Genomic DNA, 14,925 nt, shown 5'->3' with positions numbered 1-14,925 from the left:
AACCAGTTGCTGCCGCTAGCACAGAATGAGTAGGACGGCATTTTAATATTAATAACCGCGACTTACTCTTAATGTGAGTGATATACGCTCGGCGCAATCAGCATCCTTAAAAAGGCGGCTATTTTAACAGCTTCTGGCTTTTAATGCAATTTACTTAGATTTTTTCTACTTTTTCAACCACATCGACCAAAGTCCAAGACTTGGTTTTAGAGATTGGACGCGTTTCTTTGATGCGGACAAGATCGCCTTGTTGGCAAACGTTATTCTCATCATGTGCTTTGATTTTCGTAGAACGACGAAGCTGTTTGCCATACAAAGGATGACGAACCAAGCGCTCAATCAAAACTGTGATGGACTTGTCCATCTTGTCGCTGACAACTCGTCCTGTCAATACGCTAGCATTGGTAGCTGTTTGATTGTTATCGCTCATGAGTCGCCTCGTTGTTTCTCGTTAATCAAAGTCTGAATCTGAGCAATCGTACGACGATTGCCTCTGACTTCATGGGTATTACCCAACTGACCAGTTGCTTTAGCCATACGAATACGGAAAGCATCAAGTTGCTTTTCATCAAGTAACTGGGTCAGTTCTTCTAATGATTTATCACGTAATTCACTGATCTTCATTACATTATCGTCCGCTTAACAATGGTAGTTTTAAAGGGCAGTTTTGCTGCAGCAAGCGTGAAAGCTTCACGTGCAAGCTCTTCTGGCACCCCTTCAATTTCATATAGCACTTTACCAGGTTTGATTTCGCATACCCAATATTCAACTGGACCTTTACCTTTACCCATACGTACTTCTAATGGCTTATTGGTAATTGGTTTGTCTGGGAATACACGAATCCAAATCTTACCGCCACGCTTAATTTTACGAGTGATGGTACGACGTGCTGCTTCAATTTGACGGGCAGTCATACGACCACGAGTCAACGATTTTAGACCAATTTGTCCGAATGCAACGGTGCTTCCACGATGAGCTAGCCCAGTGTTACGACCTTTATGCATTTTACGAAACTTGGTACGTTTTGGCTGTAACATAGTTTAACCTCTGTCTGAGTTTCGACGGTTTCCGTTTCCACGACCACGGCGTTTTGGCGCACGAGGCTTCTCTTCATTGACGGGATTATAAACACTGTTCATACCGTCAAGGATTTCGCCACGGAAAATCCAAACTTTCACACCGATAGTGCCGTAAGTTGTCTCTGCACGTACTGACGAATAATCAATATCAGCGCGGAGTGTATGCAATGGCACACGACCTTCACGATACCATTCGCTACGAGCAATCTCAGCACCGCCAAGACGGCCAGACAACTCAACTTTAATACCTTTAGCACCAGAACGCATGCTGTTCTGTACAGCGCGCTTCATCGCACGACGGAACATAACACGGCGCTCAAGCTGGCTTGCGATACCGTCTGCTACCAAACGAGCATCAAGATCAGGTGAAGTAATTTCTTCAATATTGACCTGAGCAGGTACGCCCATAATTTTGGTCAATTCTTTTTGAAGTCTTTCAATATCTTCGCCTTTCTTACCGATAACAATACCAGGACGCGCAGTGGCGATGGTAATCTTAGCAGCACCAGTAGGACGCTCAATCATGATATTACTGATCATCGCATTATCTAGCTTTTTGCGTAGATATTCACGAACTTGAATGTCATTGATGAGGTATTCTGAGTATTGTTTAGGGTTAGCATACCAATTTGCATTATGCTTTTTTACAACACCAAGACGAATTCCGATTGGATGTACTTTTTGACCCATAACTTATTCTCCTACCTTTATAGTGATGTGACAAGTACGCTTACTGATACGATCAGCGCGACCTTTAGCACGTGGTAGGATACGTTTTAGCGTAATGCCTTCATCAACATAGATAGTAGCGACTTTTAGGTCATCAATATCTAAACCGTGATTGTGTTCGGCATTGGCGATGGCTGAGTTAAGGCATTTCTTAACAAACACAGCGCCTTTTTTATTACTATACGTTAGGATATCCAAAGCACGCTCGATTGATTTGCCACGAACTTCATCAGCAACGAGTCTAACTTTTTGTGCCGAAATGGCGGCACCGCGTAATTTTGCAGTTACTTCCATGGTAAGCACCTTATTTCTTAGCTTTTTTGTCAATGCCGTGACCACGATACGTACGAGTCGGGGCAAATTCACCTAGTTTATGACCAACCATCTGCTCGCTCACGATAACCGGTACATGAGTACGGCCGTTGTGAACAGATAAAGTTAGGCCAACCATTTGTGGCAGAATCATTGAGCGGCGCGACCAAGTCTTAATTGGCTTGCGTGAGTTGGTGTCTAATGCATTCTCAACTTTAGCAAATAGGTGCGCGTCTATGAATGGACCTTTTTTCAATGAACGAGGCATGAAATTCTTCCTTTATTTCTTCTTGGCGCGGCGGCGGATGATCATATTGTCAGTACGCTTATTGTGACGCGTTTTAAGTCCTTTAGACTTCTGACCCCAAGGGCTAGTTGGATGGCGACCTTTGTTACGACCTTCACCACCACCATGTGGGTGATCAACCGGGTTCATAGCGACACCACGAACTGAAGGACGAACACCACGCCAACGTGAAGCACCAGCTTTACCAAGTGATTTCAAGTTGTTTTCAGTGTTAGAAACTTCACCAATAACTGCGCGGCAGTTCACATGGACACGGCGTGTTTCGCCAGAGCGCATACGAAGAATCGCATAGATACCGTCACGACCCAATAACTGAACGCTAGCACCCGCAGAACGAGCCATCTGTGCACCTTTACCGATTTTAAGCTCGATATTGTGAATCACAGTACCCAATGGGATGTTTTTTAGCGGTAAGCAGTTACCTGGACGGATTGGAGAAGTTTCACCTGACATTACGGTATCACCAACTGCTTGTTTTTTAGCAGCGATGATGTAACGACGTTCGCCATCAGCATACTTAAGTAATGCAATATGTGCAGTACGGTTAGGATCGTATTCAATACGTTCAACCACAGCTGGGATATTGTCTTTAGTACGTTTGAAATCGATAATACGATAATGTTGCTTATGACCACCGCCGATATGACGAGTCGTTATGCGACCATTATTGTTACGACCACCTGACTTACTTTTTGATTCGAGAAGCGCTGCATAAGGACGACCTTTGTAAAGGTGTGGATGCACCACTTTTTCAACAAAACGACGGCCTGGTGATGTTGGCTTTGCTCTTACGATAGGCATGAGTGTAATCCTTATTCGTTATTCGCTGTTTCACTAGTAGAATCAGTAGTGTTCGCTACTTCTTCACCAGCATCAGCCATTTGTACATCTTGACCAGCTTTTAAGGTAACATAGGCTTTTTTATAGTCGTTACGACGGCCAATGCTTTTACCAAAACGCTTTGTCTTACCTTTAACATTCAAAGTGTTCACTTTAGTAACTTCAACACCTTCAAACATCAACTCAACTGCTTTCTTGACTTCAAGCTTAGTAGCATTAGAATCAATTTTAAATACCTGCACACCAAGTGAGTCGCCAAGCATTTGAGATTTTTCTGAGAATACAGGTCCTCTTAAGACCTGATAAAGTCTTGCGTTATTCATGCTAGTGCTTCCTCAAATTGTTTCGCAGCTTCAACTGACATGATTACTTTATCAAAAGCAATCAAGCTCACTGGATCCACTTCGTTTGTACCAAGTACATTGACGTGTGGGATGTTGCGAGCAGCTAAGTATAAATTCTCGTCAACTTCTTTGGTGACGATTAATGCACGAGGTGCATTAAGATCATTCAACTTTGCAATCAGCTCTTTGGTCTTAGGTCCAGAAACGCTCAACTCTTCTACCAAAATCAAACGCTCTTGGCGAATCAATTCTGCTAGGATGCACTGCATCGCACCGCGATACATTTTACGGTTTACTTTCTGTGACCAATCTTGTGGTTTTGCAGCGAATGCACGACCACCTGAACGCCAGATAGGGCTACGAATAGAGCCTGCACGAGCGCGACCAGTACCTTTTTGGCGCCATGGCTTAATGCCACCGCCAGAAACTTCGGCACGGGTTTTTTGCGCACGTGTACCTTGACGAGCACCAGCAAGATATGCGGTGACGACTTGATGCACTAATGCTTCGTTGAATTCACGACCAAAAGCCGTATCAGAAAGCTCAACCGCCGCACCTGTAACTGTTTTTAAATCCACGTTAATCCCCTTGCTTAGGCTTTGACTGACGGACGTACGATGACATCGCCACCGGTGGCGCCTGGGATAGCACCCTTAATGACAAGTAACCCTTTTTCGGCATCAACCGAAATTACTTCTAGGCCTTGAACGGTAACACGTTTGTTACCCATCTGACCCGCCATCTTTTTGCCTTTGAATACTTTACCTGGTGACTGGTTTTGACCAGTTGAACCATGTGCACGATGAGATACTGAGTTACCATGAGTCGCATCTTGCATGCTGAAGTTGTGACGCTTGATAGGACCTTGGAAGCCTTTACCTTTGCTTTGTCCTGTCACATCAACCATCTGACCTTGTTCGAACAAGTCAGCTAGAATCTCGCCACCAATCTCACGACCTTCAAGATCGCTATCGTTGACACGAAATTCCCAAACACCACGGCCAGCTTTAACGCCTGCTTTCGCGAAGTGACCTTTTTGTGCGGCTGTTACGCGGCTGTCACGACGGGTGCCTGTGGTAATTTGGATAGCTTGATAGCCATCTACATCAGTATTTTTTACTTGAGTAATGCGGTTTGCATCGACCTCAACCACTGTTACAGGGATAGATGCGCCTGTTTCAGTGAAGATACGAGTCATGCCGCATTTTTTACCGACTAAACCGATCGCCATTTTAGACCTCTTTATATCTTATATTAATGGGTTGGGTGTGTAATGTGCATTAACCCAAAGCAATTTGAACGTCAACACCCGCCGCTAAATCTAACTTCATTAGCGCATCCACCGTTTTATCAGTAGGCTGAACGATATCAACCATACGCTTATGAGTACGAATTTCGTACTGGTCACGAGCGTCTTTGTTAACGTGTGGTGAGGTTAGAACGTTGAAGCGCTCAATGCGAGTCGGCAACGGTACAGGACCACAAACTTGCGCACCGGTGCGCTTTGCAGTATCAACAATCTCTTGTGCAGATTGATCGATCAGACGATGATCAAAAGACTTAAGACGGATACGGATTCTCTGGTTAGCCATGCCAGCAAGCTCCTAATATGTGCCTTTGTCATCCTTGCTTCGCAAGATTATGACCAAAAGCAGTTTGGTTAAATATTCACTTAAAGCGGCCTTCTGTTCTTAACCAGAATGAGTTCTTTATCCGAACTTATAGCGTGCCAAAAGCAAAATAGTTTAAAGCCCCGCCGACCCTCCATACATTGGAAATCAGCAAAGGCATAATGAAATAGTGCTAGAAACGATGCTCTAGCTGTCATAGCGCCAGCTTTTTTATTCGCTGCGCATATATAATTCAGTGGTACGTATTATACATAGTATTTTTATCATTGCAAGGGCAATATATACAATGATTTCAGATATTAACCGTTATGTAGCGCTCTTCTCACCCCTATTGACTTTCCCTAAATCTTTTCATAAAACCTAAAATATCAGTCTAAAACGATATCATATTGCTCTTGGGTATACAGGTTTTCTACATCAAAAGTGATGACTCTACCCAATAGATACTCTAAGTCTGCCACCGTATCTGATTCAGAAGTCAGTAATAAATCAATGACTGCAGCATGAGCAACAACGGTGAATTTTTTGGGAGAGTTATAAGTACGAGCGCAGCGCATGATCTCGCGAAATATCTCAAAGCAAACCGTCTCTGCGGTTTTGACAAATCCGCGGCCTTGGCAGGTCGAGCAAGGCTCACACAACTGCTGTCCCAAGGATTCACGAGTACGTTTGCGTGTCATCTCTATCAAGCCAAGCTCACTCACTTGAGTAATTTTGGTTTTGGCATAGTCTTGTGTGAGCTGTGCTTGCAAACTTTCTAATACATCGTCCTTGTGCTGTTGCTCAAGCATGTCGATAAAATCTAGAATAATAATGCCGCCCAGATTACGCAGACGTAATTGACGAGCAATGGCATGGGTCGCTTCTAGATTGGTTTTATAGACCGTGTCTTCTAGTGAGCGCCCGCCTACAAAGGAGCCTGTATTGACATCAATAGTTGTCATGGCTTCCGTTTGATCAATGATCAAGTAGCCGCCAGACTTTAGATCAACACGGCGTTTTAGGGCGTCGCGCAAATCATCTTCCACACGGCTCACATCAAATAATGACTGCTCCGCGGTGTAGTGCACGATTCGATCATAGACAAAAGGTACAAACTCTTTGGCAAAATACCGGACTTGCTCATAAACCTCTGTATTATCAATAATAACTTTTTCGGTATCTGCATGAACCAGATCCCGAATAGAACGTAGAGGCAACGACAACTCTTGATAAATAAGCTCTGAGCTTTGATGATGATTGATCTCTTGGCGGCGAGCGCAAATGGTACGCCACAATTGCAACAGATAATAAATATCTTCTTCTAGCTTATCGACAGGCACGCGTTCAGCAGCGGTACGAGCGATGAGACCGCCTTTTAGATTGACGGTTTGCATCAAGTTGCTAAGCTCAGTCTTTAGGCGGGTACGCTCCTCTTCGCCATCAATACGCTGTGATATACCAATATGATCACTTGACGGCAAATAAACCAAGTAGCGTGATGGTAATGATATATTGGTTGTCAGGCGCGCGCCTTTACTTCCTAATTGATCTTTGGTGACTTGTACCAAAATACGCTGGCTTTCATACAAGCGATGTTGGATAAGTGTTTTGGAGACAGGCACCACCTCAGTCGTTTGGGTCGTGACCATAGGCGCGGTAAAATCGACACCATCAGAGGTTTCAAGAATTGTTTTGTCTTTATCGCTCTCTGTATTGTTGTTTTGAGCATCGCTACCTTGAAGACTGTTTGCGCTTGCTTTGTCTTTATTGTCGACCACTGGCCGAGGCTCACGTTGCATATCATTGACATGTAAGAATGCTGTCCGCGATTGGCCAATATCAACAAATGCGGCCTGCATACCAGGCAGCACACGTACGACTGTCCCTAGATATATATTGCCAACCAAACCAAGTTTATGATGACGCTCAATATAGATTTCGCCCAAAATACCGTTGTCCAATACTGCGACGCGGGATTCCATTGGACTGATATTAATCAGCAGCTCTTCGGACATAGTATTATTCTCTTATCTCTTAGCTTCTTTGTTAGGTGTTCATCGCCTAGTAGTCTTACAGTGTAACAAATGCATTTTGCTCTGCCCATCAAGCTACGGTGTCATTATGTGCCGTTGGAGATTTTCCTTTGACACATCTACAGTCACCTCTATTTATTGCATTTCTTTGATTAAAGCCAGCGTTTGAGCCAGTGGTAATCCAACGACATTGGTGTAGCTACCATTGATACGGCTGACCCAAGCTGCGCCCAACCCTTGAATGCCATAACCACCCGCTTTATCAGCAGGCTCACCACTCTCCCAATAGTCACTCATCATCTGCGTCGTCAATGGTATAAAGCTTACTTCTGTACGCTCAGTGATTTGTCTTTGGTCAAGTATTTGAAAGCCTTGCTCTTGACTTGTAGGCTCGGGAATATCAAGTGGTAACGAGACTTGAGTGGCTTGTACGGCGGTCCATACTTCGTGAATGCTGTCCGACATTTGCTGCCACATACGATAAGCATGCTCACGATCGGTTGGTTTTACGAGTACTGTCTGACCATCTGGTAGCACCCCTATCGTATCTGAAGTCAAAATAATAATGGACTCAGCAAAACACGCTTCACTGGTTTTGATTTTTAAATTCAGTTGCTCTATAGCTGCTTGTGCCTTGGTCGCAACCATGCGCTCTATGTAATCTTTTGGTGCCTCATTATCATATGGTGTCTCATCAATATCTACGCTCAAAAGCTCAAAATCCAGCTTTGCTCTTGCTAGTAGCTCGCGACGACGCGGCGAACCAGACGCTAAAACGATGCTCATTGCGCTTCTCTTCATTTATAAATTTACGAATGTATCGTATCACCGCTGACTGTTTGTGAGTCAGCATATTAGGATAGGACGCTAGCAACCATGATTGCCATTAAGTTATCAGTCATCAACGTACAAATTTTCTTAATGCCAAAAGTACCAATGGCCAGCTTATGATACTCATCAACAAGGATAAGGCAGATTGTGCGATAAAGACGTTTTGAATAAACATCTGTAGCACCCATAAGCTGATTTGAAAGACGAGCAATCCCAAGCTCGCTATCAACCATGCACTGAGAGTGTTCAATTGTCTCACGTAGATACTGGTAATTTTGATGACAAGAGCGACCACTACCGCAGAAAAAGCTTGTTGTCCCAAGTGCGTATCCATTAGCAAGTCAGCGATAATGCCTATGGTAAATGCGGTAAAGATACCAACATAGCGTGGCTGAAACAGCAACCAAAAAATCAGCACCATGATCATGACCATAGGACGCAATGTGGCCATACTAGGGTTTAATGGATATACATTGAGTGATGAAGCAGCGACGAAGCTTAGAATGATGGCAGCAATTAAAAGTACCGTTGCATTCTCAGAATCAGGATACGCCATTATTTACTTACCTTAGAAGTGGAAGATACTGCTGTTAAAACGTGGTGAATCAATAATGAGCAAAACGCTGTTACTGAAATGGTATGGGTACATAATCGAATGAGCATGTATAGGTGACCACTCAATCAGTGCTTATATCAGTCAGCGTTTGTCTTGCAGGATTAATACATAGGCATTATCGATGAAGTTCGCGGTTGGCGTCACATTGATGCTTCTAAAGTTTGCGGCTTGTACATCTTCCACATGAGAAATACGACCCACACGGTATCCTGCTGGTATGCGCCCACCCAACCCTGAAGAAATCAGCTCATCGCCCACTCGCACATCAGAAGTTTTGAAAACATAATCCAGACTCAATGAGGTTGGTATGCCTTTGCCTGTCACGATGGCGCGTTGACCCGTACGTTTGACCGTCACAGCCACCGATTGCTGCTCATCCGTAATCAGCAGTAACCGGCTGGTATTCGGGTATACATTGATAATTTGTCCTAATATGCCGTTTTCATCAATGACTGTCTGCCCAACTTGCACTCCATCTTGTTCCCCTTTATTGAGCACCACAATTTGTCTGAGCAAATTGGCATCTGTGCCAATAACCTGAGCCAAATTAAGATCAAACTGCTCAGGTTTTGTGGTCGATAAGATGCCTTGCAAGCGCGCATTCTGTGCCAAGATATAATCCTGCTGTTGCAGCTTGGCTTGAGCATGGATAAGTTGTGACTCTAGCTGCATGTTTTTGCGGCGCAAGGTTTCTTTTGATTGTAAGCTGCCACTCGCCCAATGGGCTGCATAACTGGGTAATAACGACAGCTCATAAATCGGCTGCATCGCGGCATGACTCGTACTACGTACGGGACTAAACCATTCTGAGTTTTTGCTATCGAACCACATCAGTACTAAGGCTGCTATCAACACAATAGCAGTCTTACGAAGTGATAACGGCTGGCGCGCAAAAATACTTGGGATCATAAGCTTTTTAACTCAGAAGTTATAGAGTAATCAGTGACCAGTTACGGAGGCGATTTTATTGTAAATACTATGTTCTAGCGTTTGCTAATGCAATTAAAGGTAGCGCAACTGGCTACCTTTATTTTTACCTCTTTTTGACCTGCGATGTTATATCAATGAGTAACCAGCAGAGCGAACACGATAATCGGACAATGGTTTAAGCGAATGACTTAAACAAAAATCATATTCAAGCTTTTGTTATTGATAAAATCAAGCGCGATACCGCCACCACGGCTAACGCAGGTCAATGGGTCTTCGGCAACCGTCACAGGCAGACCTGTCTCTCTTGAAATCAGCTTGTCCAAATCACGGAGTAAAGCACCGCCACCCGTCAACACAATGCCGCGCTCAGCGATATCCGATGATAACTCAGGTGGTGTCTGCTCAAGTGCTGCTTTGACCGCACTAATGATGCCACTCAATGGATCGCTCAGGGCTTTTTGTACTTCTTCTGAATTAACGATAAAGGTTTTTGGCACCCCTTCTGCCATACTACGACCGCGAACCTCAACTTCTAACTGACTGTCTTCATTCAACGCAGAACCGACTTCTTTTTTGATACGCTCAGCGGTTGTCTCACCAATCACGCAACCATGGGTACGGCGTACGTGCGTGATAATCGCCTCATCAAACATGTCGCCACCAATACGGATAGATTCAGCATAGACGCAACCAGACAGCGCGATAACAGCAATCTCAGTCGTACCGCCACCGATATCAACGACCATAGAGCCACTGGCCTCATGGACTGGCATACCTGCCCCTATTGCTGCCGCCATCGGCTCCTCCAGCAATAGCACCTTACTTGCGCCTGCTGATGAAACCGCCTCGCGAATCGCTTTACGCTCAACCAACGTAGACTTACAAGGTACACAAACCACCACATTCGGCTGTGCCATAAAACGCTTGGCTTTTACCTTTGCGATAAAATGCTTAAGCATTTTTTGTGTCACTTCAAAGTCAGCAATCACACCGTCTTTTAGTGGGCGAATCGCCGTAATATTGGCAGGCGTACGACCCAGCATTTGCTTTGCATCAATACCGACAGCAGCAACGGTAGGGTTTTGAGTACGATTACTTCGTAACGCAACCACCGTAGGCTCGTCAAGTACGACGCCTTTATTAGGAATAAAGATGAGGGTGTTCGCAGTACCGAGGTCGATTGCGATATTATTTGATAAAAATCCAAACAGGTTCATGACTAATATATCCAGCGTCTTACGAATGAGGCGAATGAGATTGACTGAGGGGTTACTCGTCAGTGTTGAGCAGGTCGTCGATAGACCTTACTTGTTGCAAAATTTGAGCATCGCAGCAAGTCAAACCTAAGCAATAATGATGAAATGATAAAACTGGGCTAAATTATACCGATTTGGATCAAAAAAAACACAGATATTTGCATCAGTAAGTCAGGATTTTGGTCTTAGACGCTAAAAGATGTTACAAAGTTTGAATGAGCAGTCGTTGCCATTCAGCGTAATGAAACATCATTTAATTCAATAACTAACAAAGTTCTACAGGCAGATGATGGTTTTGCTTGATAGCAGGTGCATACTGTAACGTATTTCAGAATCGAATGGGTGAGCAATTGAGCAACAATCGTGAATTATATGGTCAATTTTGCAAATACTTATGTCTTGGCTGCTGCGGTCTTGGTTGATATTGTGCATCAATCAAGCGTCCTGCTCTGTAAACTTAGGTCAGATGCTTTATAATAAAGCATCTTTATTAAAGCCTTATTTTTATCCTGACCTATTGTAATACCCATATTTGCATGCTTAAAGGTTCATTGTCCTCAATGGTAACCTATTATCACACTTAACAAAACTGTCCTTAACTGGAGAAACCATGTCACAACCATCAACGTCACAGCAACCATCAACGTCTGACAGCGCAGTCAGCCGTGAAGAAATCTTAGAAATTGCTACCCTTGCCCGTTTGGGTGTCGATGAGAGTACTGCCAATAGCTATGCCGATGACATCACAAAAATATTGAAGATGATGCAGACTATTAGCAACGTTGATACGACAGACATCAAGCCATTGGCAAATATCCATGAGGCGTGTCAAGAACTGCGCGCTGATGTGGCTAATCACGATATCGACCGCGAACGCAATCAGTCGGTCGCACCCGCTGTTGAAGCAGGCTTATATCTTGTACCACAAGTGATTGAGTAAACGCCTGCCTTTCTTCGGTTTTTTATCTTATTTTATTTATGTTATTAACAATTTGACGGACGACAACTATGTCTGAGCTTCATTTATTAAGTACCGAGCAGCTGATCACTGGCTTGCAAGCCAAAGAATTTAGCAGTGCGGAATTAACTGATCACTATATTAAGCGCATTGACGCCCTCGACAGCAAGATTAACAGCTTTATCACTCACACCTCTGAGACAGCGCGCGCACAGGCGAAAGCAGCAGATGAGATGCGCGCACAAGGTGATAACCGCCTATTGTTAGGCTTACCAATGGCGCATAAAGACATTTTTTGTACTCAAGGGGTGTTGACGACATGTGGCTCTAAGATGCTACATAACTTTGTCTCACCTTATAATGCCACGATTGTCTCTAATATCGATAAGGCTGGCATGATTAGCTTGGGTAAGCTCAATATGGATGAGTTTGCAATGGGCTCAGACAATAGCAGCTCTTATTATGGCACGGTACAAAACCCTTGGAACCTAGAGCGTGTGCCTGGTGGTTCGTCAGGTGGTAGTGCAGCCGCCATCGCAGCAGGTTTTGTTCCTGTCGCAACGGGTAGTGACACAGGTGGCTCTATTCGTCAGCCTGCTTCATTCTGTGGTTTGACCGGTATCAAACCCACTTATGGTCGTGTCTCGCGCTTTGGTATGATTGCTTATGCCTCAAGTCTTGATCAAGCTGGTAGCATGGGACGCAGCGCAAAAGACTGTGCCTATCTATTACAACCCATGATCGGTCATGACCCTCTTGATGGCACCTCAATCAAACATGATGTTCCTGATTATATCCAAGATATCGAAGATGCCGAAGCAGCAGCTGGTGATAAGCCATTTGCCGGTCTACGCATTGGTGTTGCCAAAGAATACTTCGGTAATGGCTTAGACGCTGAGGTCGAGCAAGCGGTACGTGCGGCTTTAAAAAAATATGAAGAGCTGGGTGCGACCATTGTAGAAGTAAACATCACCAACCCTGACATCACTTTGTCTACTTACTATATGCTAGCGCCTGCCGAAGCCTCTTCTAACTTGTCGCGCTTCGATGGTGTACGCTTTGGTTATCGCTGTGAAAACCCAAAAGACTTGATTGATCTATACACACGCTCGCGCTCTGAAGGATTTGGTCCTGAGGTGCAGCGCCGTATCTTGACAGGTACTTATGCCCTATCAGCTGGTTATTTCGACGCTTACTATACTAAAGCACAAAAGGTGCGCCGCTTAATCGTTAAAGACTTCGATGATGCATTTGCCAACTGTGATGTGATTGCCAGTCCAACCGCACCAACGGCTGCCTACAAACTTGCTGAAGACCTTGATCCAGCTACCATGTACTTAGGGGATGTGTATACCATTGCGGTTAACTTGGCAGGTTTGCCAGCTCTGAGTCAACCAGTTGGCTTAACGTCAGACGGTTTGCCTATTGGCTTGCAATTGATTGGTAAACATTGGCATGAAAGTGAGCTGCTGTCTACTGCGCATTTATTCCAGCAACACACCGATTACCATTTACAACACTCTGCCATCGCGAAGGAGACGGTATAATGAGCACAGCCACTACTGATAATACTACCGTTCGTAAAGAACTGTTCGTCGATGGATACGAAGTGGTCATCGGCATCGAGATTCACTGCCAACTCAATACAGAAAGTAAAATATTTTCAACCTCGCCCACAGCTTTTGGGCATGAGCCAAACAGCCAAGCCAGCCTTGTTGATTTAGGCTTACCTGGCGTATTGCCTGTTTTGAATGCTGGTGTGGTCGATCGCGCCTTAAAGTTCGGTATTGGTGTCAATGCTGAATTGGGCTTGTACAATACCTTTGACCGCAAAAACTACTTTTATCCTGACTTGCCAAAAGGCTATCAAATTACCCAAATGGCAAACCCTATCGTGGGTAAAGGATACATCGACGTGGTGGTCAATGAAGGGGAAAAGAACGAATACCCAAAACGCATGGGCATCACCCGCGCGCATTTAGAAGAAGATGCAGGCAAGTCTGTGCATGATGCCATCGACGGTATGACGGGTGTCGATTTGAACCGTGCAGGTACGCCACTGATTGAGATCGTCTCTGAACCAGACATGCGCTCAGCCAATGAAGCCCTCGCTTATATCAAAGCCATTCATCAGCTGGTGACTTGGCTTGGTATATCCGATGCGATTATGGCAGAAGGCTCGTTCCGCTGTGACTGTAACGTCTCAGTACGTAAACCGGGTGACGAGCTTGGTACGCGTACTGAGCTGAAAAACTTAAACTCGTTCCGCTTTATTGAACGCGCGATCAATCGTGAAATCGAACGTCAAATTGACATCATCGAAGACGGTGGTCAAGTTATCCAAGCCACGATGTTATATGATCCAGATCGTGATGAGACGCGCACTATGCGTACCAAGGAAGACGCCAACGACTATCGCTACTTCCCTGATCCTGACTTATTGCCTGTGCGCATTGAGCAGCACACGGTTGATGAGATTAAAGCTGCCATGCCTGAGCTGCCTGTTGCTCGTCGTGCACGTTTTGAGGAAGCACTTGGTCTATCAGAATATGATGCGCGTATCCTAACAGGAAGCCGTCAGCTGGCCGATTATTTCGAAGCTGTCGTCGCTGAAGTGGGACAATCAGATGCGAAGATGGCTGCCAACTGGGTCATGGGCGACTTGCTCGGCGCACTGAATAAAGATGACACAGACATTATCGACTCACCTATCAGCGCCAAGCAATTGGCGGGTATGCTGGCGCGTATCAAAGATGATACCCTATCTGGTAAATTAGCCAAGAAAGTCTTTAGCGCCTTGTATGAGCGCGAAGGCGGCGATGCTGATGACGCCGCAGATAAAATTATTAAAGAAAAAGGCCTCAAGCAAGAGACCGATACAGGCGCGATTAAAGCCATTGTGGAAGACGTCATCGCTAAAAATGAAGCCATGGTCGAAGAGTATCGCGGCGGTAAAGAAAAAGCCTTTAACGGTCTGGTTGGACAAGTCATGAAAGCCAGTCGCGGTAGTGCCAACCCACAACAAGTCAACCAAATCCTAAAAGAGCTGTTGGGTTAAGGTTGTCTGCTCATTGGTG

19 protein-coding genes are annotated in these 14,925 nt (G+C 44.8%); 3 read left to right on the top strand and 16 right to left on the bottom strand.

Annotated features, from left to right (window positions below):
* Positions 1-154: 154 nt before the first annotated feature.
* The 16 genes from rpsQ to CZ794_RS05925 form a co-directional block, all read right to left on the bottom strand.
* On the bottom strand, positions 155-430 hold the full coding sequence (gene rpsQ, locus CZ794_RS06000; protein WP_021813375.1) for a 30S ribosomal protein S17: 276 nt from the start codon (positions 428-430) through the stop codon (positions 155-157).
* Entirely contained in the window at positions 427-624 is a 198-nt protein-coding gene (gene rpmC, locus CZ794_RS05995) for a 50S ribosomal protein L29 (RefSeq protein WP_010196696.1), read from the bottom strand. The genes rpsQ and rpmC overlap by 4 nt, the downstream gene beginning before the upstream one ends.
* On the bottom strand, positions 624-1,037 hold the full coding sequence (gene rplP / locus CZ794_RS05990) for a 50S ribosomal protein L16 (protein WP_010196693.1): 414 nt from the start codon (positions 1,035-1,037) through the stop codon (positions 624-626). The genes rpmC and rplP overlap by 1 nt, the downstream gene beginning before the upstream one ends.
* A 3-nt stretch (positions 1,038-1,040) precedes the next feature.
* Complete coding sequence (rpsC, locus tag CZ794_RS05985) at positions 1,041-1,769, bottom strand: 30S ribosomal protein S3 (protein WP_062843939.1); 729 nt, start codon at positions 1,767-1,769, stop codon at positions 1,041-1,043.
* 3 nt (positions 1,770-1,772) lie between these two features.
* Positions 1,773-2,102, bottom strand: coding sequence for a 50S ribosomal protein L22 (rplV, locus tag CZ794_RS05980; protein ID WP_021813373.1), 330 nt, complete (start codon positions 2,100-2,102; stop codon positions 1,773-1,775).
* A gap of 10 nt (positions 2,103-2,112) precedes the next feature.
* On the bottom strand, positions 2,113-2,388 hold the full coding sequence (rpsS, locus tag CZ794_RS05975) for a 30S ribosomal protein S19 (protein WP_062843938.1): 276 nt from the start codon (positions 2,386-2,388) through the stop codon (positions 2,113-2,115).
* A 12-nt stretch (positions 2,389-2,400) separates the two neighbouring features.
* Positions 2,401-3,228 (bottom strand): 50S ribosomal protein L2, encoded by an 828-nt coding sequence (rplB, locus tag CZ794_RS05970; RefSeq protein WP_087040759.1) that lies wholly within the window; start codon positions 3,226-3,228, stop codon positions 2,401-2,403.
* 11 nt (positions 3,229-3,239) lie between these two features.
* Positions 3,240-3,590 (bottom strand): 50S ribosomal protein L23, encoded by a 351-nt coding sequence (gene rplW, locus CZ794_RS05965; RefSeq protein WP_057758700.1) that lies wholly within the window; start codon positions 3,588-3,590, stop codon positions 3,240-3,242.
* Positions 3,587-4,189: a 50S ribosomal protein L4 gene (gene rplD / locus CZ794_RS05960; RefSeq protein ID WP_057758698.1), complete on the bottom strand. Its 603-nt coding sequence runs from the start codon at positions 4,187-4,189 to the stop codon at positions 3,587-3,589. Before rplD ends, rplW begins: the two co-directional genes overlap by 4 nt.
* A 14-nt stretch (positions 4,190-4,203) precedes the next feature.
* The gene (gene rplC / locus CZ794_RS05955) at positions 4,204-4,842 is read right to left on the bottom strand and encodes a 50S ribosomal protein L3 (protein WP_087040758.1); all 639 of its coding nucleotides are present in this window, start codon (positions 4,840-4,842) and stop codon (positions 4,204-4,206) included.
* A 49-nt stretch (positions 4,843-4,891) separates the two neighbouring features.
* Positions 4,892-5,203: a 30S ribosomal protein S10 gene (gene rpsJ, locus CZ794_RS05950; RefSeq protein WP_010196670.1), complete on the bottom strand. Its 312-nt coding sequence runs from the start codon at positions 5,201-5,203 to the stop codon at positions 4,892-4,894.
* A 407-nt stretch (positions 5,204-5,610) separates the two neighbouring features.
* Positions 5,611-7,239, bottom strand: a complete 1,629-nt coding sequence (locus CZ794_RS05945) for an Rne/Rng family ribonuclease (protein ID WP_087040757.1) — start codon at positions 7,237-7,239, stop codon at positions 5,611-5,613.
* A gap of 153 nt (positions 7,240-7,392) precedes the next feature.
* Entirely contained in the window at positions 7,393-8,043 is a 651-nt protein-coding gene (locus tag CZ794_RS05940; RefSeq protein ID WP_087040756.1) for a nucleoside triphosphate pyrophosphatase, read from the bottom strand.
* A gap of 115 nt (positions 8,044-8,158) precedes the next feature.
* Complete coding sequence (gene mreD, locus CZ794_RS05935) at positions 8,159-8,644, bottom strand: rod shape-determining protein MreD (RefSeq protein WP_087040755.1); 486 nt, start codon at positions 8,642-8,644, stop codon at positions 8,159-8,161.
* Positions 8,645-8,785: 141 nt separating this feature from the next.
* Positions 8,786-9,613: a rod shape-determining protein MreC gene (gene mreC / locus CZ794_RS05930; RefSeq protein WP_087040754.1), complete on the bottom strand. Its 828-nt coding sequence runs from the start codon at positions 9,611-9,613 to the stop codon at positions 8,786-8,788.
* Between the two features lie 209 nt (positions 9,614-9,822).
* Positions 9,823-10,851, bottom strand: coding sequence for a rod shape-determining protein (locus CZ794_RS05925; protein WP_084387236.1), 1,029 nt, complete (start codon positions 10,849-10,851; stop codon positions 9,823-9,825).
* A gap of 649 nt (positions 10,852-11,500) precedes the next feature.
* Between CZ794_RS05925 and gatC the strand changes: the two genes are divergently transcribed.
* From gatC to gatB, 3 genes are all read left to right on the top strand, one after another.
* Positions 11,501-11,830, top strand: a complete 330-nt coding sequence (gatC, locus tag CZ794_RS05920; protein WP_087040753.1) for an Asp-tRNA(Asn)/Glu-tRNA(Gln) amidotransferase subunit GatC — start codon at positions 11,501-11,503, stop codon at positions 11,828-11,830.
* 68 nt (positions 11,831-11,898) lie between these two features.
* Entirely contained in the window at positions 11,899-13,395 is a 1,497-nt protein-coding gene (gene gatA, locus CZ794_RS05915) for an Asp-tRNA(Asn)/Glu-tRNA(Gln) amidotransferase subunit GatA (RefSeq protein WP_087040752.1), read from the top strand.
* Positions 13,395-14,906, top strand: a complete 1,512-nt coding sequence (gene gatB / locus CZ794_RS05910; RefSeq protein ID WP_087040751.1) for an Asp-tRNA(Asn)/Glu-tRNA(Gln) amidotransferase subunit GatB — start codon at positions 13,395-13,397, stop codon at positions 14,904-14,906. The genes gatA and gatB overlap by 1 nt, the downstream gene beginning before the upstream one ends.
* Positions 14,907-14,925 lie beyond the last annotated feature (19 nt).

This window comes from Psychrobacter sp. JB385 (genome assembly GCF_900163785.1).
Classification (GTDB): Bacteria; Pseudomonadota; Gammaproteobacteria; order Pseudomonadales; family Moraxellaceae; genus Psychrobacter.
Note: the sequence above shows the minus strand (reverse complement) of the source record. Positions and strands in the feature narration are given on the sequence as shown.

Bases quoted from the DNA above. Each gene is read 5' to 3' on its own strand.
- rpsQ (WP_021813375.1), bottom strand. From the start codon at position 430: ATGAGCGATAACAATCAAACAGCTACCAATGCTAGCGTATTGACAGGA.
- rpmC (WP_010196696.1), bottom strand. From the start codon at position 624: ATGAAGATCAGTGAATTACGTGATAAATCATTAGAAGAACTGACCCAG.
- rplP (WP_010196693.1), bottom strand. From the start codon at position 1,037: ATGTTACAGCCAAAACGTACCAAGTTTCGTAAAATGCATAAAGGTCGT.
- rpsC (WP_062843939.1), bottom strand. From the start codon at position 1,769: ATGGGTCAAAAAGTACATCCAATCGGAATTCGTCTTGGTGTTGTAAAA.
- rplV (WP_021813373.1), bottom strand. From the start codon at position 2,102: ATGGAAGTAACTGCAAAATTACGCGGTGCCGCCATTTCGGCACAAAAA.
- rpsS (WP_062843938.1), bottom strand. From the start codon at position 2,388: ATGCCTCGTTCATTGAAAAAAGGTCCATTCATAGACGCGCACCTATTT.
- rplB (WP_087040759.1), bottom strand. From the start codon at position 3,228: ATGCCTATCGTAAGAGCAAAGCCAACATCACCAGGCCGTCGTTTTGTT.
- rplW (WP_057758700.1), bottom strand. From the start codon at position 3,590: ATGAATAACGCAAGACTTTATCAGGTCTTAAGAGGACCTGTATTCTCA.
- rplC (WP_087040758.1), bottom strand. From the start codon at position 4,842: ATGGCGATCGGTTTAGTCGGTAAAAAATGCGGCATGACTCGTATCTTC.
- rpsJ (WP_010196670.1), bottom strand. From the start codon at position 5,203: ATGGCTAACCAGAGAATCCGTATCCGTCTTAAGTCTTTTGATCATCGT.
- CZ794_RS05945 (WP_087040757.1), bottom strand. From the start codon at position 7,239: ATGTCCGAAGAGCTGCTGATTAATATCAGTCCAATGGAATCCCGCGTC.
- CZ794_RS05940 (WP_087040756.1), bottom strand. From the start codon at position 8,043: ATGAGCATCGTTTTAGCGTCTGGTTCGCCGCGTCGTCGCGAGCTACTA.
- mreD (WP_087040755.1), bottom strand. From the start codon at position 8,644: ATGGCGTATCCTGATTCTGAGAATGCAACGGTACTTTTAATTGCTGCC.
- mreC (WP_087040754.1), bottom strand. From the start codon at position 9,613: ATGATCCCAAGTATTTTTGCGCGCCAGCCGTTATCACTTCGTAAGACT.
- CZ794_RS05925 (WP_084387236.1), bottom strand. From the start codon at position 10,851: ATGAACCTGTTTGGATTTTTATCAAATAATATCGCAATCGACCTCGGT.
- gatC (WP_087040753.1), top strand. From the start codon at position 11,501: ATGTCACAACCATCAACGTCACAGCAACCATCAACGTCTGACAGCGCA.
- gatA (WP_087040752.1), top strand. From the start codon at position 11,899: ATGTCTGAGCTTCATTTATTAAGTACCGAGCAGCTGATCACTGGCTTG.
- gatB (WP_087040751.1), top strand. From the start codon at position 13,395: ATGAGCACAGCCACTACTGATAATACTACCGTTCGTAAAGAACTGTTC.